This is a genomic window from Flavobacterium praedii, assembly GCF_026810365.1.
In the GTDB taxonomy this organism is placed as follows: domain Bacteria; phylum Bacteroidota; class Bacteroidia; order Flavobacteriales; family Flavobacteriaceae; genus Flavobacterium; species Flavobacterium praedii.
The window spans coordinates 2,670,936-2,692,852 of record NZ_CP113948.1 but is presented as its reverse complement, the minus strand read 5'-3'; the positions used below and the strand labels follow the sequence as shown (position 1 = coordinate 2,692,852).

Below are 21,917 nucleotides of genomic sequence, written 5' to 3'. Positions count from 1 at the left end.
ATCAATTCTCGACTATTTTCGAGATTATAATCTAAAATCAGAATGAACTGGGAACAACTATTATCACTAAAAAGACAAGGAGACACAGGCAAAAGATTAAGAATCGAGCAGGACGAAACCCGTTTGGGCTTTGAAGTCGATTATGACCGAATCATATTTTCCTCCGCTTTTAGAAGTTTGCAGGACAAAACACAAGTAATTCCGCTTTCCAAAACCGATTTTGTACACACTCGTTTAACGCACAGTTTGGAAGTTTCCGTTGTTGGGCGTTCCTTGGGACGATTGGTTGGTAAAAAAATATTGGAGAAATATCCGTATTTGCAGGAAGTTCATGGATACCAAATGAATGATTTTGGTGCGATCGTAGCCGCCGCCTCTTTGGCGCATGATATAGGAAACCCTCCTTTTGGGCATTCGGGTGAAAAAGCCATTGGAGAATATTTTTCGATAGGAAAAGGTTCAAAATACAAGGATCAATTATCAGCCAAAGAATGGCAAGATTTAATTGATTTTGAGGGTAATGCCAATGGATTTTCGGTTTTAAATAGTTCACGTCCCGGTGTGGAAGGGGGAGTCAGACTTTCTTACGCCACTCTGGGGGCTTTTATGAAATACCCAAAAGAAAGTTTGCCCAAAAAACCAACTCAAAATATCGCAGATAAAAAATATGGTTTTTTTCAAACGGATAAAGTTTTCTTTCAGGAAGTCGCAACTGATATGGGCATGATTGCCAATAAAACAGGAAACGATATTGGTTTCGAAAGACATCCACTCGCTTATTTGGTTGAAGCTGCCGATGACATTTGTTACACCATAATTGATTTTGAAGACGGAATCAATTTAGGATTGGTCTCCGAAGATTTTGCTTTGGAGTATTTAATTAAATTGGTGAAAGACAGTATAGATACTTCAAAATACAAAACTTTAGAAACCAAAGAGGACAGAATCAGTTATTTGCGAGCGCTGGCAATCGGGAGTTTAATCAATGATGCCGTCAAAGTTTTTATCGAAAATGAGGAATTGATTTTACAAGGAAAGTTTCCTTTTGCTTTAACGGATAAAAGCAAGTACAAAGCTCAAATGGACGATATTATTAAGATTAGTGTCAAAAATATCTATCAAAGTCGTGAAGTGGTGGAGAAGGAAATTGTGGGGTATCAAATTATTCAAACCATATTAGATAAATTCATTACTGCTTTTAATAATAAATACGAAGGAAGTATGTCTAATTATGATGGTTTAATTTTGAAAATGTTACCTGAAAAGCATCATTTAGAGAAAGAAAATCTTTATGAAAGATTACTTCATATCTGTCATTTTGTATCGATGCTTACAGATGGGAATGCTTTGTTGTTTTATAAAACAATTACAGCAGGAAAAAGTTAAATTATTAACTTTAAAAGAAGTAAAAGTTTTAATATTGTAAAAAATGTTCAAGTTTGTACGTAATAACTAATATTTGAATAAACTTAATTAATTTATGAAAAAAATTACTCTTTTACTCTTTTCTTTAATTCCTTTTCTTGTGTTTTCTCAATCCAATAAAGAAATAATTCAAAAATATTTAAATTCTAATTCAGCTAAGTCTGGTTTATCTGCAAAAGATGTTAGTGATTGGTTTATAGAAAGTGAAGGAACTACATCAAATTCGACAATCACCAGTTGTTATGTAGTTCAAAGATATAATGGCATTGAAGTTTTTAGATTAGTTTCCGCTTTTTCTATAAAGAATGGACAAGTTATGAGAGCTGAGAAGAAATTTGTAGCCAATGTATCCAAAAAAGCAAATACATCGACTCCTTCTCTTTCTGTTTTACAAGCATTATCCAAAACCTATGAGCAATTGAAAATTATACCAACAGAACCATTTGCTGTTTTAGAAACCATAAGTAAAAATAAGTATTCAATTAGTAATGGTTTTGGGAAAGGCGAGCCAGTCTCTGCTAATTTAGTTTACTATTTGACAAAAGATAAATCGTTGGTTTTGGCTTGGGATTTTACCATAAGTACAACTGCTCCAAATCATGAGTGGAGTCTTCGTATTGATGCACAAACAGGAAAAATATTAGAAAAAAAGGATCGTATTATTTCTTGTAATTTTGATATAAAAAAGCAAAATTCTCTAATAAATGCAGATGTGTTTGTAAACGCAAGTCCTTTAACATATAAACAATTGTATACTAAAAAGACTAGTATGGCCAATGAAGGGACTTACAATGTAGTTCCGTTTAATTATGAAAGTCCAAATCACTCTTCCAGAAAATTAATTTCAAACCCTGCTAATGCTAAAGCATCACCTTTTGGCTGGCACGACACTAATGGTATTTTAGGTGCTGATTACACCATAACCAGAGGAAATAATGTATGGGCTAAAGAAGATATGGATGGGGATAATCTTGCTGGGAATAGTCCAGATGGAGGAGCTTCATTGTTGTTTGATTTTCCGTATATGGGAACTAATGTTTCAGCTTCTAGTTCATTAAATGCAGCGACTACCAATTTGTTTTATATGAATAATGTGATGCATGATATATGGTATCAGTATGGTTTTGATGAGACTAATGGTAATTTTCAGAAAAATAATTATGGAAAAGGAGCTGCAGGAAATGATTTTGTATATGCAGATGCACAAGACGGATCATCTGCTAGTCCACAAAGTATAAATAATGCAAATTTTTCATCGGGGGTTGATGGTCAAAATGGAAGAATGCAAATGTTTTTGTGGAATTATTCACCAGCAATAAAACCATTAATTGTTACAGCACCTTCTTCTATAGCAGGTAGCTATTTTGCTAGGCAGAATGGATTTGACCCCAGTCATATTGATTTGCCAATTGCCCCTTCTTTTTTGCAATCTGACTTAGTTTTGTATGTAAATGCAACAAATGTAGCTGATGAAGGTTGTTATGCGCCAGTGAATGCAGCAGCACTAAATGGCAAAATTGTCATTTTGAGAAGAGGAGGATGTAATTTTACAGTAAAAGTCAAATTTGCTCAAGATGCTGGTGCAATTGCCGTAATTGTAGTGAATAATAAAGCAGGAGAAATAACCATGTCCGGTGCTGAAGCAACCATTACAATACCTTCTATTAGCGTGACACAAGAAGTTGGCGAAGCTTTAATTACTCAAATGCAAACACAGGCCGTTAATGTTAAACTACAGTTAGAGACTAGTCCATTTGTTAATACGGATGGGGATTTTGATAATGGAATTATCGCACATGAATATGGACATGGAATTTCAACTCGTTTGGCAGGTGGACGTAATAATTCAAGTTGTTTGGATAATACAGATCAAATGGGAGAGGGATGGTCTGATTGGATAGCATTAATGATGCAATTAAAACCAGGGGATGTTGGTACTACTAAAAGAGGTATTGGGACTTATGTGTCAAGTCAATCTACAGATGGGCTTGGTATAAGAGATTATCCATATTCTACAGATAAAACAATAAATCCATTAACTTATGCCAATACAAACAAATATCAATATGTTGATACTGATGGAATAGAGCAAACAGAAGAGCACGGAACTGGAGCTGTTTGGGCTACTATTTTATGGGATTTGTCTTGGGCTTATATCAATAAATATGGTTATGATGATAATAAATATGCTGGAACCGGAGGGAATAATAAATTGATGCGTGTGGTACTTGATGGTATAAAATTACAACCCTGTAGTCCAACTTTTGTTAGCGGTAGAGATGCCATTTTAGCAGCAGATCAAGCTCTGACTGGTGGAGCAGATTATTGTATGATTTGGGAAGTTTTTGCAGCTAGAGGATTAGGAAAAAATGCTTCTGCTGGAGACGAGAATATTGGAAATGACCAGGTGGAAGATTTTACTATGCCAACTGCAGGTCCTAATTGTGTATTAGCAGTAAAAGATTTTGAGAATGAATCAGTAATGAAAATGTATCCAAATCCTACTACTGGAAGTATTACTATCAAAATAAGTCAATTTGTTGGGAAAGTTACTATACAAATTTGTGACTTAACAGGCAGAGTTGTTTACGACCAAAAAGATATCGATTTTGAAGGCAACAAATCTTTGGATTTAAGTGCTTTGTCTAAAGGGATTTATGTTGTTACCGTTAAAGGTGATGGTTTGAATTATGTTGAAAAAGTAATTGTTAACTAATACTTTTAATTTATAATACAAAAAAAGAGTCTAGAAATAGGCTCTTTTTTTTTGGTTTAAAAAGTATATTCGAGTCCAATTCCCAATACTTGTTTTAATTGTACTTTTGGACCTTCGTTTATTTTTATTCCATTTTCTTCTTTGATGACATCAATGTCTTCGTCATAAATTAAATTCCATCCAATATTTGCTTTTACATACTGGTTAACTTTTAAATCGGCATGAAATTGCCAATCGACATCAATATTGCCAAAATTATGTAGATAATCGGTGTATAAACTCAAGCGGTTTTTAATTGTAATATTCGTAAAAATCTCTTTCTCAAAAGAGCTAGTTACTAAAATACCCAGCTCCGTTTTAGATTTTTTACCCTTTGATATTAAATTTCCTTGTGCATCATAAATTGCTTTTCTAACACCATAAGCTCCAGCATTGGCTAAAGTTTGATCCAGAACTGCTGTGTTTTTTAATGTTAAAGGTGATAAATAGACATTTAGTTTTTCTGGTTTATAAATATACTCAGAACCAATTCCTAAGAAAGTGTAGGCAGGAGCAAAAGGTTTAGAAATTGGATTGTCGGTATCGGGATAGTTATATCCGTTAGTGAATTGGGTATTGAAGTTGAATTTAGCGGAATGATACCAATTGGATAAAGAATCTTTTCTAAAACCATAAGTAGAGTTGATTCTAAAAACATCATCTGTTTTTCGGAGTTCAGTACCTTCTTGTTTGTTTAATCCATATCTAAAAATAAGTTCGTTTGCCCAAACTTGATAATCATCCTTATAATCTCGCTTAAGATGTCCTTTTACTAGTCCTGTAACAGCACTTGTTCCCCCTGCGCTCCAGTTGACAAAAGCAATCTCAGAAATATCAATTCCTAAAGTGTTTTTATTTGTCCAATTTGAAATACTATCTGGTTTGGAGGTTATTATGGTAGTAATGGGTTGACCAGTTTTTATAGAAATGGTATCCATTTTACTTGTGATTATTCTTATTTGAGCGATACTGCTAATTGAAAAGAATAGAAATAGAATTGCAATCGGTTTGGTTAAAAAGGTCATGGCGTGGAGCTGTGGTATTTTAAAGACGCAAATTAATTAATTTCAGTAACTTGAGAAAATGATTTTCAAACTATCAACGGAAATTTCGCAATATTGTTGTAATTCATCAATCGAACCCTGCTCAATAAATTCATCAGGTATTCCTAAAAGTTGCATTTTTGAATTGTAATGATAGGTCGCTGCAAATTCCAGAATTCCAGTTCCGAAACCTCCTTTTATGACGCCATCTTCAATAGTTATTATGGATTCAAATTGGCTAAAAATAGTATGTAGTTCGTTTTCATCCAAAGGTTTTACAAATGGAAAATCATAATGGGCAAAATTTTCTGGATGTGCTATTTTAGACAAGGCCAAAGTGACATTATTTCCAATTGCGCCAGTTGATAAAATAGCAACTTTTGCCCCACTTTGGAGTAATTTTGCTTTTCCAATTTCTATTTTTTCGTATTTCCCAAGATAGGATGTTTCCCAATCTCTGATAACACCTCTACCTCGAGGATAACGAATGGCAATAGGATGATTTACACCCAATTGGGCTGTATATAAAATGTTTTGTAAGTCAATTTCATTTAAAGGAGCGTAAATAATCATGTTTGGAATACAGCGTAAATAAGCTAAGTCAAAAACACCGTGATGTGTAGCTCCGTCTTCGCCAACGAGACCAGCTCTGTCTAGACAAAAAATGACAGGCAAATTTTGCAAAGCCACATCGTGGATCACTTGGTCATAAGCGCGTTGTAAAAAAGTAGAATAAATATTGCAGTACACAATCATTCCTTGTGTAGCCATTCCAGCAGCCAAAGTTACGGCATGTTGTTCAGCAATGCCCACATCAAATGCGCGTTTTGGAAATGCATCCATCATAAATTTCAACGAGCTTCCGGATGGCATTGCGGGTGTAATTCCAACAATTTTTTCATTCTTTTGGGCCAAATCCAAAAGGGTCAGTCCAAAAACGTCTTGGTATTTTGGAGGTAAATTTTCTTCTTGTTTTGGAATGATTTCTCCAGTTGAGGCGTCAAATTTACCGGGAGCGTGATATATTACTTGATTGTCTTCGGCTTGTTGGAGCCCTTTGCCTTTGGTGGTGATTAGATGTAAAAATTTAGGCCCTTTTGTTTTTTGCAAACGCTTCAATTCTTTTAGGACTGCAAAAATATCATTGCCATCAATTGGTCCCGAATAATCAAAATTCAGTGAGCGAATCATATTATTCTGTCTCGGGTTTTTTCCCTCTTTTACGGAAGTGAGGTATTTTTTGAGAGCGCCTACACTCGGATCAATTCCAATAGCGTTGTCATTTAGGATAACCAATAAATTAGCATCAGTTACTCCAGCATGATTCAAACCTTCAAACGCCATTCCTGAAGCAATTGAGGCGTCACCAATTACTGCAATGTGTTGTTTGTTGAAATCCCCTTTTAAATTAGAAGCAATCGCCATTCCTAGCGCCGCCGAAATAGATGTGGAGGAGTGGCCTACGCCAAAAGTATCGTAAATGCTTTCGCTTCTTTTTGGAAAACCTGAAATCCCTCCCAATTGTCGATTGGTATGAAAAATGGTTCTTCGTTCGGTCAGGATTTTATGTCCATAGGCTTGATGACCGACATCCCAAACCAATAAATCTTCGGGTGTATTGAAAACATAATGCAAAGCGATCGTGAGTTCAACTACACCAAGACTAGCGCCAAGATGCCCTTCTTTGGTGGCAACAATATTGATGATGAAATCACGTAATTCTTGTGCCAATTGTGGAAGTTGTGCTTCGTCAAGCTGGCGTAAATCAATCGGGGAATAAATCTGTTCGAGTAAGTTGCTTTTCATTGTAGTTTAAAAAGCGAATTTACGGTTTTGTTTTCTATTTTTGTACGGCAACTTAATAATTCCCTTTCTGGGACTTGGGGACTTATGGAAAACATTTTTACGGACGAGTACTTTATGAAAAAAGCTTTGCAGGAAGCTGAAATGGCTTTTGATAAAGGCGAAATTCCTGTGGGAGCTGTTATTGTGGTCAATGACACAGTAATTGCCAGAAGCCATAATTTAACCGAATTGTTGAATGATGTGACCGCCCACGCCGAAATGCAAGCCATAACCGCCGCAGCCAATTTCCTTGGCGGAAAATATCTGAAGGATTGCACGCTTTACGTTACGCTCGAACCTTGTCAGATGTGTGCTGGTGCTTTGTATTGGAGTCAGATTACTAAAATTGTTTATGGCGCCAGCGATGACCACCGTGGTTTTGTAAAAATGGGAACACAATTGCATCCCAAAACAGTTGTCGTTCGAGGGATTATGGCGAATGAAGCTTCGGAATTGATGAAGCGTTTTTTTGCTGAGAGAAGGAAATAGTCTTGTTAAACTGAAAATCCCTAGCCCAGATTACTTCATTTAATATTTATTTTTCATAGGAATTCAGTGAACTTCGTTTGAAGTGGAAATCCTTATGTGCCGGTGTTCGGCATATAAGATTGTAACGGATAGCTGGATTAGCTCCTAAAAAATACCTCCTACAAAATAATTTACCTCCAAAGAATTTTCTTCTTAAAGAATTAATTAAAATACTATACTTTTACTACAATATAATGAGTGCTTTTGCAGTTATCGTTTTAATTGTAAAATGTTGCTATAATTTTAATTTGTAACCCATTAACTCTAGATAAAAGTGAAAACAAAAGGATTAATTTACGTGTTTTGTGTGTTTTTTTTGTTTCAAGCGTGCGGTAAAAAATCAGCTGCCGATTTTAATTCCGATTTTTCATTGTTTAAAGAGTATATAGTCAGTTTTACGGGGGGAATAGTCTCGGCACAATCGGACATTCGGGTGGTTTTGGCTTTCGATGACAATAATTGGAAAGTCAATGAGGTTTTGGACGATGATTTATTCGATATTTCTCCAAGTGTCGATGGAAAAGTGATTGCGCTTTCTAGTAATACCATTGCTTTTATTCCTGAGAAAAAATTAGAATCGGGCACCGAATATCAGGTGACTTTGCACTTGGATAAGCTAAATCCAAAGGTTGCCGAAAAGGATAAAACACTTTCCAATTTCAATTTTACAGTGAAGACCATCAAACAGGATTTTGTTGTCAATACTCTTGATTTGCAATCATACAGTAAAGATTACCAATATTTGAATTGTGTACTGAAAACCGCAGACAATATGGATTTTGAGTCGGCCAAGAAGTTAGTGGAAGCTGAGCATAATGGAAACGACTTGAAAATTATTTTTGAAAAATCAGCAGCGGTTGGGAAAGAATTCAAATTTAGAATTGATAGTATTCAGCGATTGGATTCCAAAAGTAATCTTGAGATAAAGTACGACGGAAACGATTTTGAAATGGACCAAAACGGGACCATTGATTTTCCGATTACGGCGCTGAATGAGTTCAAAGTCATTAAAACCGAAATGAGTGAAGGAAACAATCAATCCTTGACTATCAATTTTTCGGAACCATTGGAAAAAGGTCAAGATTTTAAAGGTTTGGTGGCAATTCAGAACACCAACAATTTAAAATTTTCTACTCAAGGTAATTTGTTAAAAGTGTATTTCAATAATGAGAGAGCCATTGAAAAAACGGTTGAAGTAGTTCCTGAAGCGGTTTCAGAAGTTGTTTTTTCTGATTCTACAGCTGTTGCTACAGATACCGTCGTGGCAGAAGAACCAGAAGAAGTTGCCGTTGTCGAGCCTGAGCCAATTGTGGATTCGCAAAAACTCACAGGAGAATTGCTGTTGGAAGTTTTTCAAGGAATTGAAAGCGAATATGGCAAAAAGCTGAATGAGAATTACTCAGAGAAAATTTCGTTTGATGAGATAAAACCCAACGTTCGCTTTATCAAAAATGGAACGATTTTACCAAGTTCCAGTAATTTAAAACTCAATTTTGAAGCCGTAAATCTAAGTGCGGTTGATGTCAAAATATATAAAATTTACAAAAATAACATTCTTCAGTTTTTGCAGGATAATGAGTTGAATGGCACGCAAAATCTAAAAAAGGTATCGCAACCTATTGCTAAATCAACGCTGAATTTAAAGGAAAGTAGTTTGGTTAATTTAAGCAAATGGAACACTTTCGCATTGGATTTGTCCAAAATTATTACACCTGAACCAGGTGCTATTTACAGAATAGAGTTCTCCTATAAAAAAGCGTACTCTTTATACAAATGCGAAAACTCAGAAGCTGGTGACACTGATAATGAGGAAACCGAAGAGGTGGATGAAAAAGATGTGAATTATAGTGAAAACTCTTATGATGAGTATTATTATGACGATTACGAATGGAGAGAAAGCCAAGATCCTTGTACGAGTTCCTATTATTACAATGCTAAGATTGGAACGAATATTTTGGCCTCGGATGTTGGAGTAATTGCCAAAAGAGGAGATAATAAATCCTATTTATTTGCCGTAAGCAATATTATTACAACCGAACCCATTGCAAATGCCAGAGTGGACTTGTACAGTTTTCAACAACAAAAATTAGGCACAGCAGCAACAAGCAGTGAAGGTATTGCTAGTTTTCAGTTGGATACTTTTGCCTATTTTGCGATTGTAACTTACGGAACACAATCCACTTATGTAAAACTTGATGACGGTCACTCTTTATCGGTAAGTAATTTTAATGTATCTGGTGAAACCTTGCAAAAAGGACTTAAAGGATTTATATATGGGGAACGTGGCGTTTGGCGACCTGGGGATAATCTGTATTTGTCTTTCATTTTGAATGATGCTTCAAATAAAATACCGTTGGGACATCCTATTAAATTTAGATTAGCCGATCCAAATGGGAAAGTAACCTATCAAACGGTTCAAAAATCGAATGACTGGAATCATTATGCGTTTACTGTTCCAACTGAAAGTGATGCACCTACCGGAAATTGGGAAGCAATGGTTAGCGTGGGTGGTGCGAAGTTTTATAAAAGTATAAAAATCGAAACCATTAAACCCAATCGTTTAAAAATAAAAAACAGTTTCAAAAGAGCGGTGCTTTCATCTTCGTATCCAAATACCAGCAATCTCGAAGTGACATGGCTTCATGGCGCTGTGGCCAAAAATTTGAATGTTGAAATGCAAGCCAAATTTTCACAACAAGCAACGACTTTCAAGAATTATGAAAAGTATGTTTTTGATGATTTAGTTCGAAAATTCAGTACAGAAGAAGTTACGGTTTTCTCCGGAAAATTAGACGCTAATGGAAAAGCGAATGCAACGATAGAGCCAAAAATTCAAGGAGAAGCACCAGGCATGCTGAAAGCGTCATTTATTACCAAAGTGTATGAAGAAGGCGGTGATTTCAGCACCGATGTTATCGCAACAACCTATTCTCCATATAACACTTATGTGGGTATAAAATCACCCGAGCCTAATAAATACGGGATGCTGGAAACCCGTAAAGTGAATCAATTTGATGTGGTTACGGTGGATGAAAATGGAAGACCGAAAGCAGTTAAAAATCTGGAAGTAAAGGTGTACAAAGTAGAATGGCGTTGGTGGTGGGATGAATCCAGTGATAATTTGTCGAATTATAATTCGGATAATGCGACGACTTCATACAAAACTTTTACAATAAACACCGATGCCAACGGAAAAGGAAGTGTGAGATTTGCTTTGACCGATGAAGAGTGGGGACGTTATTTAATTCGGGTTTCAGATGAAGTTGGTGGACACGCAACGGCATTGACGGTAAATATCGATTGGCCAATGTGGTCTGGAAAAACTAGAAATACCGATGCTTCAACGGCGAATATGTTGGTTTTTTCTACTGATAAACAAAATTATGCCGTCGGTGAAAATGCTCAAATTTCGTTCCCGTCGAGTGAAGGGGGGCGTGCTTTTATATCAATCGAAAATGGATCGAAAGTATTGCAAACGCTTTGGGCTAAGACCCAAAAAGGAGAAACCAAAGTGACTATTCCGATTACTGCTGCAATGGCGCCGAATGTGTATTTCAATATTACGTTGTTGCAACCACATGCTACAACCAAGAATGATTTACCAATCCGTATGTATGGAATTGTACCAATCGAAGTGATTGACAAGAATACGATTTTGACACCCAAATTGGTAATGCCGGATGTGTTGCGTCCTGAACAGTCATTTGCAATAAAAGTGAGTGAACAATCCGGAAAAGCAATGACATACACAATTGCCATTGTAGATGAAGGATTATTGGATTTAACCCGTTTTAAAGCGCCAAATGCTTGGGATAGTTTCTATGTTCGGGAAGCTTTGGGTGTAAAAACTTGGGATATTTATGACGATGTGATTGGAGCGTATGGCGGAAAAGTGAATCAGATTTTCAGCATCGGTGGTGACCAAGATTTAGGTGGTGGAAAAGCCAAAAAAGCCAATCGCTTTAAACCAGTTGTGATTTATATGGGGCCTTTTAAATTGGAGAAAGGACAAGCCAAAACCCATCAAGTGAAATTACCGAAATACATTGGTTCTGTAAAAACAATGATTGTAGCTGGCGATGCAACTACAAGTGCGTATGGAAGTGTCGAAAAAGCAACACCAGTTCGCAGTCCGCTAATGGTTTTGGCTTCGTTGCCGAGAAAAATTTCTCCATCTGAGAAAGTGACGATTCCTGTTACTGTTTTTGCAATGGAAAAAAACATAAAAAATGTTACGGTTCAGATTAAAACGAATAATGGATTAAAAGTTATTGGCAGTGCCACTCAAAAATTGTCATTCGCTCAGCCTGACGAAAAAATGGCTTATTTTAATTTGGCTGTGGGTTCTATAACAGGAATCGGAAAAGTGCAGATTGTAGCGACTTCAGGCAAGGAAAAATCAGTGTACGATGTAGAGATCGATATGACGAATCCGAATCCAGTGACCAATACGTTCACTGATGTGATTTTGGAACCAAATAGTACTAAAACTATTTCTTGGAAAACATTTGGTGTTTCGGGAAGTAATAAAGCAAAATTAGAGGTTTCCTCAATGCCAACTATTAATTTAAATGGGCGATTACAATATCTGATTCAATATCCGCATGGCTGTGTGGAGCAAACGACTTCGTCTGTTTTTCCGCAATTGTACTTAAATGATATTGCCGATTTGGATGCTACGCGTCAGCAATTAATTCAAAAAAATGTGACCGCAGGAATTACTCGATTAGGAGGTTTTCAATTATCGAATGGGGGAATGTCATACTGGCAAGGAGGAACCGTTGCCGATGATTGGGGTTCTTCGTATGCTGGACATTTTATGATTGAAGCTGAGAAAAAAGGGTATTTCTTGCCAATCAATTTCAAAACCAAATGGATTTCGTATCAGCAAAAAGAAGCCAAACAATGGCGATTTATGCCGAGTTATGGAAATGATTTGGCGCAATCGTATCGCTTGTACACATTAGCATTGGCGGGAGCACCCGATTTATCTTCGATGAACAGATTGCGTGAAACCAAAGGAATTTCGAACGAAAGTAAATTACGTTTGGCTTCGGCTTATGTATTGGCAGGACAAAAATCAGCAGGTTTGACGTTGTTGCTGAATACTTCTATAGATGATAATTCGAATTATAATTATTACTATTATGGTTCTAATGATAGGAATCGTGCCATGTCCCTCGAAACATTGTTATTGCTTGGACAAAAGCAAAAAGCATTTGCAATGGCAACAAAATTGGCTAAAGATATGTCTAGTGACCAATGGATGAGTACGCAAACTACGGCCTATTGTTTGTATGCTATGGCTAAATTTTCCGTTAGTAATGGTCCAAAAGGAATCGATGTCCAGTTCAGTAAAGACGGAAAAGCACAATCAATTAAAACGATGAAAACCATCGCAGACCGAAGTCTGGTGGTCAAAACGGGTTCGAATAGTGTGACTCTAAAAAACAACAGAAAGAATAGATTGTACGTTCGTGTGCTGAATACAGGAATTCTTCCTATTGGACAAGAAAAAGCAATTCAAAGTAATGTTTCGGCTTCGATTGTTTTCAAAAACAGAAAAGGAAGCGTAATCAATGTGTCTAAAATCAATCAAGGAACGGAATTTGTTGCTGAGGTAACCGTTGAAAACCAGAAAAATGAGCACGTAGAAAATGTGGCGTTGTCACAAATTTTGCCTTCTGGTTTCGAAATTGTAAATACGCGTTTCACAGATTATGGAGACGCAACCAATAATGTTGCTGATTATATTGATATTCGTGATGACAGAACTAATTTCTATTTTGGAATGAAAGCAGGAGAAGTAAAAACCTTTAGAATATTACTGAATGCCTCTTATTTAGGAACCTATTATCTGCCGGGACTGCAATGTGAAGCAATGTATGACAATACATTTTTGGCTAGAACTAAAGGATTTTGGATTCAGGTCGTGAAGTAGCACGTATCCTAACAGGTTTGCAAAACCTGTTAGGTATTTATTTAGGGCGAATTAATTTTATTTTAGGGATGAAATTATACCTAACAGGTTTTAGAAACCTGTTAGGATAGTAAAAAAGCATATCAGATATGGAAAAAGATATTTTTGAATCAGGTCATTATTATCACATATACAATAGAGGCAATAACAAAGAAAATATTTTCATTGGAGAGAAAAATTATAATTATTTTCTAGAGAAAATGAAGAAATATCTTTTACCAATTGTGGATGTTTATGCCTACTGCTTGCTCAAGAATCATTTTCATATTGTTTTAAGAATTAAAGACAAAGAAGAGTTGCCAGAAAAATTTAAAGAGAGAATTCATTTGCCTTTTTCTAACTTTTTTAATTCGTATGCCAAAAGTATAAATACCGCTTATAATCGAACAGGAAGTTTATTTCAAGAGCATTTGCAAAGAAATAGAATTGAAAATGAAGAGTATTTGAAACAATTAATAGTGTATGTTCATTTAAATCCTGTAAAGCATAAATTTACGGAATCATTCGAAACATATCTGCATTCATCTTACCGTTCTTATTTGTCAAATAAAGAAACAAGTATTGATAGGGATTTTATTCTTGGACTATTTGGAGGTTTAGAGAATTTTAAGTTTTATCACGATGAAAGAAGATTGATTTATGGGGGTGTAATTGATTCTATTGATAAAATGGATGACTAGATTGCTTATCCTAACAGGTTTCCAAAACCTGTTAGGTATTATTATGTTAAACTAGTTTTTATTTTAGGGGTGTAAAAGCATACCTAACAGGTTAAAAGAAACCTGTTAGGAAGAGAAACAAACAAAATTCATTTTGAAAAATAAACTAATAGCGTTCCTGCAACGCATCATCAATTGGATAAAAACAAATAAAATTAAATCATCAATAGCTTTTTTGCTGTTGGTGGTTTATTATTTTTCGTTGCCACGAACTTTGTTTCAAGAGCCTTATTCTACAGTGATTGAAAGTAAAGAAGGAGAATTGCTTGGCGCTAAAATTGCTCTCGATGGACAATGGCGATTTCCTGCACAGGACAGCGTTCCCGATAAATTCAAGAAATGTATTGTCTATTTTGAAGACGAATATTTCTACAACCATCCTGGATTCAATCCTGTGGCGATGATCAATGCTTTTCAGCAAAATAGGAAAGCAGGCAAAGTTGTTCGCGGGGGAAGCACCTTGACCCAGCAAGTCATTCGGTTGTCTAGAAATGGCAAAGGCCGAACCTATTTCGAAAAAATAATCGAACTCATTCTCGCCACCCGATTAGAATTAGGTTATTCTAAAAGCGAAATCTTAGAATTATATGCTGCTCATGCTCCGTTTGGAGGAAATGTGGTAGGGTTGGAGATGGCTTCTTGGCGGTATTTTGGCGTGCAGTCCCATCAATTGTCTTGGGCAGAAAGCGCTACTTTGGCCGTTTTGCCCAATGCACCTAGTTTGATTTATCCAGGAAAGAACCAAATCAAATTATTAAGCAAGCGCAACCGACTTTTGTTGAAATTAAATCAAGAAGGAATAATTGATCAGCAGACTTACGAACTTTCGATAGCCGAACCTTTGCCCCAAAAACCGTATGATTTACCTCAAATTGCTCCGCATTTATTGCAACGTGTTGCTAAGAATCAAGAAGGAACTCGGGTGAAAACGACTATAGAAATTGGGTTGCAAAACAGAGTCAATCAAATTGCAAAGTATTATTACAATCAGTACAAGCAAAACGAGGTTCATAATTTGGCTATTTTGGTTATCGATGTGCCCAATAGAAAAGTGATGAGCTATGTTGGAAATTCACCTACGGACGTTAATCATCAAAAAGATGTTGATATTATTGATGCGCCAAGAAGTACAGGAAGTATTTTGAAACCGCTCTTATACGCTGGTATGCTCGACGATGGAGAGTTATTACCCAATACGCTAGTGGCAGACATCCCGACGCAAATTTCGGGCTATACGCCTCAAAATTTCAATTTGACATTTGACGGAGCAGTTCCAGCACATCGGGCGTTATCGCGTTCGTTGAATATTCCTGCCGTATTGATGTTGCAGGATTTTGGGGTGAATAAATTTTATGAAGAATTACAGCGATTCAAATTACGGGATATTTCAAAACCGCCCGATCATTATGGCTTGTCGCTTATTTTAGGTGGTGCCGAAAGTAATTTATGGGATTTGTGCCGAACCTATGCCGGTTTGTCTTCAACTTTAAATTTTTTCAGTAAAAATCAAGGAAACTACAGAACCAATGAATTTGCTGAATTAAACTATCAGGATGATTTTCAAGTTGATTTTGGAGACGAAACCAAGCAAAAGAACATCTTGGGAGCAGGATCGATTTGGTTGACGTATAACGCAATGGAACAAGTCAATCGCCCCGAAGGAGATGAGGCTTGGAAATTCTATGACAGTTCACTCAAGATTGCTTGGAAAACGGGAACAAGTTTCGGGAATCGTGATGCGTGGGCCATTGGGACAAATTCCAGATATGTAGTGGGCGTGTGGGTAGGAAATGCAACAGGCGAGGGTAGGCCTACCTTGACTGGGGTCACCAGTGCGGCACCCATTTTATTTGATGTTTTTAATTTATTGCCAAGACAACGATGGTTTGATACTCCGTTTAAAGATTTAGAAGAAGTGGAAGTATGCAATTTAAGCGGTCATTTGGCGAAAGACGGTTGCCCAACAATAAAGCAACTCGTTCCGAAGAAAGGAAAAAACACTTCTATTTGTCCGTATCACAAAACGGTGCATTTGGATAAATCATTACAATTTCAAGTCAACAGCAGTTGCGAAAACATTGAAAATATAGTGACCAAAAACTGGTTCATTTTGCCGCCAGTAATGGCTTGGTATTACAAAAGTCAGCATATTGAATATTTGGCATTGCCACCCTTTCGAAATGATTGTATGGGAACACAAACGGCTACAATGGATTTTATTTATCCGAAAACAAACACCAAAATCTATCTTACGAAGAATTTCAATAGCGAAGTTCAGCCTGTGATTTTAAAAGTAGCCCATTCTCAAAGGGATAGTAAACTTTTTTGGTATGTTGACAATGTATTCAAAGGGAGTACCAAAACCTTTCACGAAATGCCTATTTCGGCAACGACAGGATTTCATTACATCACTGTGGTGGATGAATTTGGAAACGAAATTCGAAGAAAAATAGAAATTGTAAAAGAGTAAATTTTAATTAAAAATTATTCTCCGGTATAATTCTGAAGTAAATAAACCAGCATATTTCGTGTTGGTTTTTTATTTCTAAATTGTTTGATGACTACAGGAGTATTGATTTTATTAAAACTCTTTAGATAAAGTTCTTTTGGGTCGCTAAAACTATTCGAAACGGTTATAAAATAGGCATCATCTCCAATTTTAAGCTGTTTTCTATAGGCATTCAACCAAGCATAGGTGTGAATGTCTTCCAGTTTTCCTAAAGCAATAAAATCAAAACCCAAAGGTTGTGCAATATAATTGTCAATGTGTGCTCCCGGAAACCATTTGTTATTTAGGATGAAAGTAGTTTTTGTTAAACCTGATTGTAGATCTTTATCGCGAATTTTTTTAAATTCAGTTTTGAAGAATTTCCAATCGTACATATCAAGTGTAAAGTCTTTTTTGCCTAAAGATTTTTCATCCTTTTTTCCAATGGTTCCAGGATAAAAATTGATGATTAGAATTCCGGAAAGTGCAATTGTTAAAATCAATATACAAGAGGAATATACTAGTTTTTTCATTCTGGAATTTGTTTTCTTCACTTTTTCTATTTCATCTGAAATGTGGCAGGAAGCAAGTGTCAACAGCGTTACAAAAGCGGGTCCAGACCAATGTGGTAGTGTGTCTCTGAACAATGAGAGGATAAGCAATAACGTAATTAAAGGCAAACTCAAGAAAAGAAGCAGTCTCTTTATGGATTTTTCAACATCAATTTTGTTTTTCCAAACTGCAATTAAAGAAATAAGTATCAAAAAGTAATTGATAGGATTGTTGTAAAAAACGCCTCCCAAAAACTCTCTAAAAAAGCTTGAGGGGTTAATTCCTCTACTAATGGTGACTCTTTGACTGTGATACGTATAGGTTATAAAATGGTTCTCGACGTTCCAAATTAAGATTGGTGAAATAAGGAGCAAAGTGATTACAAGTCCTAAATAAAGATAACCATTCTTTAGTAAATCTCTTTTGTAGCATAAAATATACAATCCAAAACCTCCCCATAAAAATACACCATGAATTTTACTCATGATGCATAATCCACTAAACAAACCGAATGAAATAAGAGAGTAGTTTATTTTTGTTTGATTGGCTTGCTCTGAAACAATTTGAATTAGAAAGTAAACGCTAATCAACCAAAAAAACAATTGAGGTGAATCTGGAAGAATAAACACCCCAGCAATTATACTAGAATATAAAGAACCAGTATACAGTAGAGAGGCTATTATACCGGCCTTTTTATTTTTGATTCCTTTGCATATATCATAAATTAGGTAAGTATTAATAGCTCCGAAAATAATCGCCCCCAAACGAACAAATAGCTCATTGGTGAAATGGAGATTGAAAGTAGTTAGACGGATCAATAAGGCAACCATTGGCGGATGATCAAAATAGTTCCATTGCAGGTGTTGGGCGTATGTGAGGTAATATACTTCATCATTGCCTAGACCAATGGATAATGCAATAATACATCGAACAAATGTTGCAATAGTTATAATTAAAACTAATTGTTGTTTTTCTTGCATTATAGTTTAAAAGTATACAATGAGTTAGCTGTAAAATTCCAAAAGAAAACAATTATAGTTACAATCGCTTTGCAAACATAAAAATTGATTTTGGTATTTTTTTGAAGTAAATAAAGGAAAGAAGTGTTTAATAAAAAACCAATTATGGAAATAATCAAAAAGCTCAAAAATTGTGTAGCAACGTGGTTATCGTTATTGTGAAAAGTAAAATATTTATTCAAAATATAGTTGTTAACAACGCCAAATAAGAATCCAAATGAGTTGGAAAGGTATTTGTTGAATAATAATTTTTCTTTGCAAATCCAAGTAATAGCAAAATCAATGACTAAACCAGAAAAGCCAACCAACCCAAATTTTAAAAATTTAATAAGATCCATTTATGTTTGGTTTATGTTGTGTTTTTATATTTTGCATCACTAAGTTGAATTTTCTTGTGAATTGTCTTGTCCTTTTTTTGATTTTTATTTGATTTTTCTTGAACCATAAAATGCTGAAAGTTCCTGACAAAATGCCTAATATTGCTCCGGCCAGAACATCAATTAAAAAATGATGTGCCAAATAAATACGCGAGTATCCTACTACTATTGCAAATAATAATGAAAAAGCCCAAATGTGTCTTTTTTTTAAATAATTTGTAAAAACGGTGACCATTGCAAATGCAGAAGCAGTATGGCCTGACGGAAAACTGCGAAATCCGATTCTGCAATTTGAAAAAGTATCCAAATAGTAGGCATAATGATGGGATTCAAAATAAACACTCGGTCTTGGCGAAGTCACAAAAAGCTTTATTATTTGAGATAAAATACCAGAACTTACATAACTAAGTAATAAAAGTATAGCTAATTCGCGGTGCTTTTTAAACGAAATTAAAATAATAGTAAACACTATTAAACTAAATGCACCATCACCGCAGAGTGTAATGTTTTGAAAAAAGATTGTTAAGAAAGTGGTATGAAAACCATTCATAAACATAAAACCGTCGGCTCTTGAATAAATGGATAAAAACAAACAGCAAACAATAATTAATAGTAAACTGCCAATATAAAAAAAGTTGTTTTTGTTTATTATTTCTAAAAGTGTCTTCATTTTCCGTGAAATTAATTACGGTAAAAGTAAGCTCTTACTGTTTTTACTTGATTAAAATGAGATTATTAAAATTCGATGAAATCGTAAATATAGTGTAAAGAAACATGCTGTTTTGATAGCGAATGTTTCTAGCCCAGATGGCAGTAAAAATCCTTATGTGGCAGTGTTCTGCACATGACATTGTAACGAACAGATGAAATTATTCCTAGTTACTTTGCTTCCTTCACAATAAGGCACAAAAAAACCGTCTCATTAAAAAAATGAGACGGTTTTTAATTTATTCTTTGATAACATTTCCTTTTTTGTCGTAGAAATGATATTCTAAATACGTGTAAGCGTCACGTGGTATGATTTTTACCCATTTTTTATGTTCAAAAAACCATTTTGAACGTATTGATGGAAAACCTTTACTGAGGTATGCAGCCACAAACGGGTGTACGTTGAGTACCACGTTTTTGTGGATTTTTAAAACTCTTTCCAAATCAGAAGCAATTTTGTCAATGATTAAAATTGGCGCTTCAATTTCGCCATGTTCATTGTTTGGATCTTCTTCTCTAGTTTTAATGTTTACTTCTGGTCTTACGCGTTGTCTGGTAATTTGGACCAACCCAAATTTACTCGGTGGTAAGATTTTATGTTTTGCTTTATCGTCGCTCATTTCTTCTCTCAAGAAGTCGAACAAGACTTTACGATTTTCTGGATTAGACATATCGATAAAATCGACAACTATGATTCCGCCCATATCACGAAGACGTAATTGTCTTGCTATTTCGGCGGCTGCAATCATATTTACTTCCATTGCTGTGTCCTCTTGGTTGGTAGCTTTGTTAGAACGGTTTCCGCTGTTTACGTCTATAACGTGCAGAGCTTCGGTGTGTTCTATGATAAGGTAAGCCCCTTTACTCATGGAAACGGTTTTTCCAAATGAAGTTTTGATTTGTCTCTCTATATTGTATTTCTCAAAAATCGGGGTGTCTTTGGACTGATAGAACTTAACAATTGATTGTTTGGATGGTGCAATTTCTTGCAGGTAATCCTTTGTTTGGTTGTACAACTCTTCATCATCGATCTGAATACCACTGAAGGTATCATTAAATACATCTCTTAATATCGAAGAAGCTCTGTTGAGCTCTCCTAATACTTTGGAAGGATGATGAGCAGTTGGTAATTTTTTACACATTGCATTCCATCTGCTAAGCAGGTTCTGCAAATCTTTTTCTAATTCTACTGTACTTTTGCCTTCGGCTACTGTGCGAACAATAACACCAAATCCTTTTGGTTTGACAGATTGTACAAGACGTTTCAAACGTTCCTTTTCTTTTTTGTCTTCTATTTTTTGTGAAATAGAAACGCGGTCAGAAAACGGAACCAAAACAATAAATCTTCCGGCTAGAGAAAGCTCTGCGCTTATTCTTGGCCCTTTGGTTGATATTGGTTCTTTGACAACTTGTACCAAAACAGACTGATTAGCACTAATTACATCTGTAATCGTGCCATTTTTGTCTATTTCTTTTTCAAACTGAAAGGTTTTTAGGGAGAAATCTTTTATTTTACCTGCGCTTACAAGTTTTATGAATTTCAGTTGGGAAGCTAGGTTTGGACCTAAATCGTGATAATGTAAAAAAGCATCTTTTTCGAAGCCTACATTTACAAAAGCAGCGTTAAGTCCAGCAACGGGTTTTCTTATTTTGGCAATAAAAATATCGCCTACTTGAAAATTGCTTTTCTCTTCTTCCTTGTGTAATTCAATTAGTTTTCCATCTTTTAATAAGGCAAAATCTACGAAATCAGAACTAGATCGAATGATTAATTCTTTATTCATTTGTAAATTTTTATCTGTATTTTTAGATAATAGAGTTTAAATAATAGAGTTTGGATTTTATGAAATCTGCAACCTACAATCTGCAATCTGAAATCTTATTTACAGATGGATTAAACAATAATTTAACAGGTATTGTACCCGGGAGGGATTTTAGATTGCAGAATCAGGATCTTAGATTGCAATTTTTGACTGCTTTCTAAAAACTGGATTCTGCAAACTGTTTTCCCAAATTTCAATGAACTTAAAAAAGAAAAAAGTAGTTTAAAACTACTTTTTCTTTTTGTGACGGTTAGCTCTCGCTCTTTTTTTACGTTTGTGCGTCGCTACCTTATGTCTCTTTCTTTTTTTACCACTTGGCATATCTAATAGATTTTATGATTAATTAATAGTGTTATTTTGCTTCGTTGTTTACTTTAACTCCTTCAACAAAAACTTTCGCAGGTTTAAAAGCAGGAATGTTGTGTGCTGGAATTTTGATAGTGGTATTTTTGGAAATATTTCTTCCAGTTTTTTCAGCTCTTGTTTTAACGATAAAACTTCCGAAACCTCTTAAGTAAACATTGTCACCAGTTTCAAGTGAGTTTTTTACTTCGTTCATAAAAGTCTCTACAGTTGCTTGCACGTCTCCTTTTTCAAGACCTAATTTTTCCGAAATCTTCGCTACGATATCTGCTTTCGTCATTTTCTTTCCTTT

General features: G+C 35.4%; 13 protein-coding genes. 6 read left to right on the top strand and 7 right to left on the bottom strand.

Going from position 1 to position 21,917, the window contains the following annotated elements; genetic code table 11:
• Nucleotides 1-42 precede the first annotated feature (42 nt).
• Together dgt and OYT91_RS11585 are read left to right on the top strand one after the other, a co-directional pair.
• Complete coding sequence (dgt, locus tag OYT91_RS11590) at nt 43-1,386, top strand: dGTP triphosphohydrolase (RefSeq protein WP_281238085.1); 1,344 nt, start codon at nt 43-45, stop codon at nt 1,384-1,386.
• Between the two features lie 94 nt (nt 1,387-1,480).
• The gene (locus OYT91_RS11585) at nt 1,481-4,141 is read left to right on the top strand and encodes a T9SS-dependent M36 family metallopeptidase (RefSeq protein WP_281238084.1); all 2,661 of its coding nucleotides are present in this window, start codon (nt 1,481-1,483) and stop codon (nt 4,139-4,141) included.
• A 56-nt stretch (nt 4,142-4,197) separates the two neighbouring features.
• Here OYT91_RS11585 and OYT91_RS11580 read toward each other — a convergent pair whose 3' ends face one another.
• Entirely contained in the window at nt 4,198-5,205 is a 1,008-nt protein-coding gene (locus OYT91_RS11580; protein WP_269221662.1) for a DUF3078 domain-containing protein, read from the bottom strand.
• Nucleotides 5,206-5,247: 42 nt separating this feature from the next.
• Nucleotides 5,248-7,029 (bottom strand): 1-deoxy-D-xylulose-5-phosphate synthase, encoded by a 1,782-nt coding sequence (locus tag OYT91_RS11575; protein WP_281238083.1) that lies wholly within the window; start codon nt 7,027-7,029, stop codon nt 5,248-5,250.
• A gap of 84 nt (nt 7,030-7,113) precedes the next feature.
• Here OYT91_RS11575 and OYT91_RS11570 point away from each other — a divergent pair, with 84 nt between their 5' ends.
• From OYT91_RS11570 to pbpC, 4 genes are all read left to right on the top strand, one after another.
• Complete coding sequence (locus tag OYT91_RS11570) at nt 7,114-7,557, top strand: nucleoside deaminase (RefSeq protein ID WP_281238082.1); 444 nt, start codon at nt 7,114-7,116, stop codon at nt 7,555-7,557.
• Nucleotides 7,558-7,870: 313 nt separating this feature from the next.
• Complete coding sequence (locus OYT91_RS11565; RefSeq protein WP_281238081.1) at nt 7,871-13,537, top strand: alpha-2-macroglobulin family protein; 5,667 nt, start codon at nt 7,871-7,873, stop codon at nt 13,535-13,537.
• 128 nt (nt 13,538-13,665) lie between these two features.
• On the top strand, nt 13,666-14,256 hold the full coding sequence (locus OYT91_RS11560; protein WP_281238080.1) for a transposase: 591 nt from the start codon (nt 13,666-13,668) through the stop codon (nt 14,254-14,256).
• Between the two features lie 133 nt (nt 14,257-14,389).
• Nucleotides 14,390-16,765: a penicillin-binding protein 1C gene (gene pbpC / locus OYT91_RS11555; RefSeq protein WP_281238079.1), complete on the top strand. Its 2,376-nt coding sequence runs from the start codon at nt 14,390-14,392 to the stop codon at nt 16,763-16,765.
• 14 nt (nt 16,766-16,779) lie between these two features.
• On the opposite strand, the gene OYT91_RS11550 is transcribed toward pbpC, so the two are convergent.
• From OYT91_RS11550 to OYT91_RS11530, 5 genes are all read right to left on the bottom strand, one after another.
• Nucleotides 16,780-18,315: an ArnT family glycosyltransferase gene (locus OYT91_RS11550; protein ID WP_281238078.1), complete on the bottom strand. Its 1,536-nt coding sequence runs from the start codon at nt 18,313-18,315 to the stop codon at nt 16,780-16,782.
• Entirely contained in the window at nt 18,315-18,692 is a 378-nt protein-coding gene (locus OYT91_RS11545; RefSeq protein ID WP_269221669.1) for a GtrA family protein, read from the bottom strand. Before OYT91_RS11545 ends, OYT91_RS11550 begins: the two co-directional genes overlap by 1 nt.
• Entirely contained in the window at nt 18,679-19,401 is a 723-nt protein-coding gene (locus tag OYT91_RS11540) for a phosphatase PAP2 family protein (protein ID WP_281238077.1), read from the bottom strand. The genes OYT91_RS11545 and OYT91_RS11540 overlap by 14 nt, the downstream gene beginning before the upstream one ends.
• Before the next feature lie 277 nt (nt 19,402-19,678).
• Nucleotides 19,679-21,223: an Rne/Rng family ribonuclease gene (locus OYT91_RS11535; RefSeq protein ID WP_281238076.1), complete on the bottom strand. Its 1,545-nt coding sequence runs from the start codon at nt 21,221-21,223 to the stop codon at nt 19,679-19,681.
• Nucleotides 21,224-21,614: 391 nt separating this feature from the next.
• Nucleotides 21,615-21,905 (bottom strand): HU family DNA-binding protein, encoded by a 291-nt coding sequence (locus OYT91_RS11530; RefSeq protein WP_035634379.1) that lies wholly within the window; start codon nt 21,903-21,905, stop codon nt 21,615-21,617.
• Between the last annotated feature and the right edge of the window lie 12 nt (nt 21,906-21,917).

Coding starts and splice junctions, on each gene's coding strand:
- dgt (WP_281238085.1), top strand. CDS start 43: ATGAACTGGGAACAACTATTATCACTAAAAAGACAAGGAGACACAGGC.
- OYT91_RS11575 (WP_281238083.1), bottom strand. CDS start 7,029: ATGAAAAGCAACTTACTCGAACAGATTTATTCCCCGATTGATTTACGC.
- OYT91_RS11560 (WP_281238080.1), top strand. CDS start 13,666: ATGGAAAAAGATATTTTTGAATCAGGTCATTATTATCACATATACAAT.
- OYT91_RS11580 (WP_269221662.1), bottom strand. CDS start 5,205: ATGACCTTTTTAACCAAACCGATTGCAATTCTATTTCTATTCTTTTCA.
- OYT91_RS11540 (WP_281238077.1), bottom strand. CDS start 19,401: ATGAAGACACTTTTAGAAATAATAAACAAAAACAACTTTTTTTATATT.
- OYT91_RS11570 (WP_281238082.1), top strand. CDS start 7,114: ATGGAAAACATTTTTACGGACGAGTACTTTATGAAAAAAGCTTTGCAG.
- OYT91_RS11545 (WP_269221669.1), bottom strand. CDS start 18,692: ATGGATCTTATTAAATTTTTAAAATTTGGGTTGGTTGGCTTTTCTGGT.
- OYT91_RS11535 (WP_281238076.1), bottom strand. CDS start 21,223: ATGAATAAAGAATTAATCATTCGATCTAGTTCTGATTTCGTAGATTTT.
- OYT91_RS11585 (WP_281238084.1), top strand. CDS start 1,481: ATGAAAAAAATTACTCTTTTACTCTTTTCTTTAATTCCTTTTCTTGTG.
- OYT91_RS11530 (WP_035634379.1), bottom strand. CDS start 21,905: ATGACGAAAGCAGATATCGTAGCGAAGATTTCGGAAAAATTAGGTCTT.
- OYT91_RS11550 (WP_281238078.1), bottom strand. CDS start 18,315: ATGCAAGAAAAACAACAATTAGTTTTAATTATAACTATTGCAACATTT.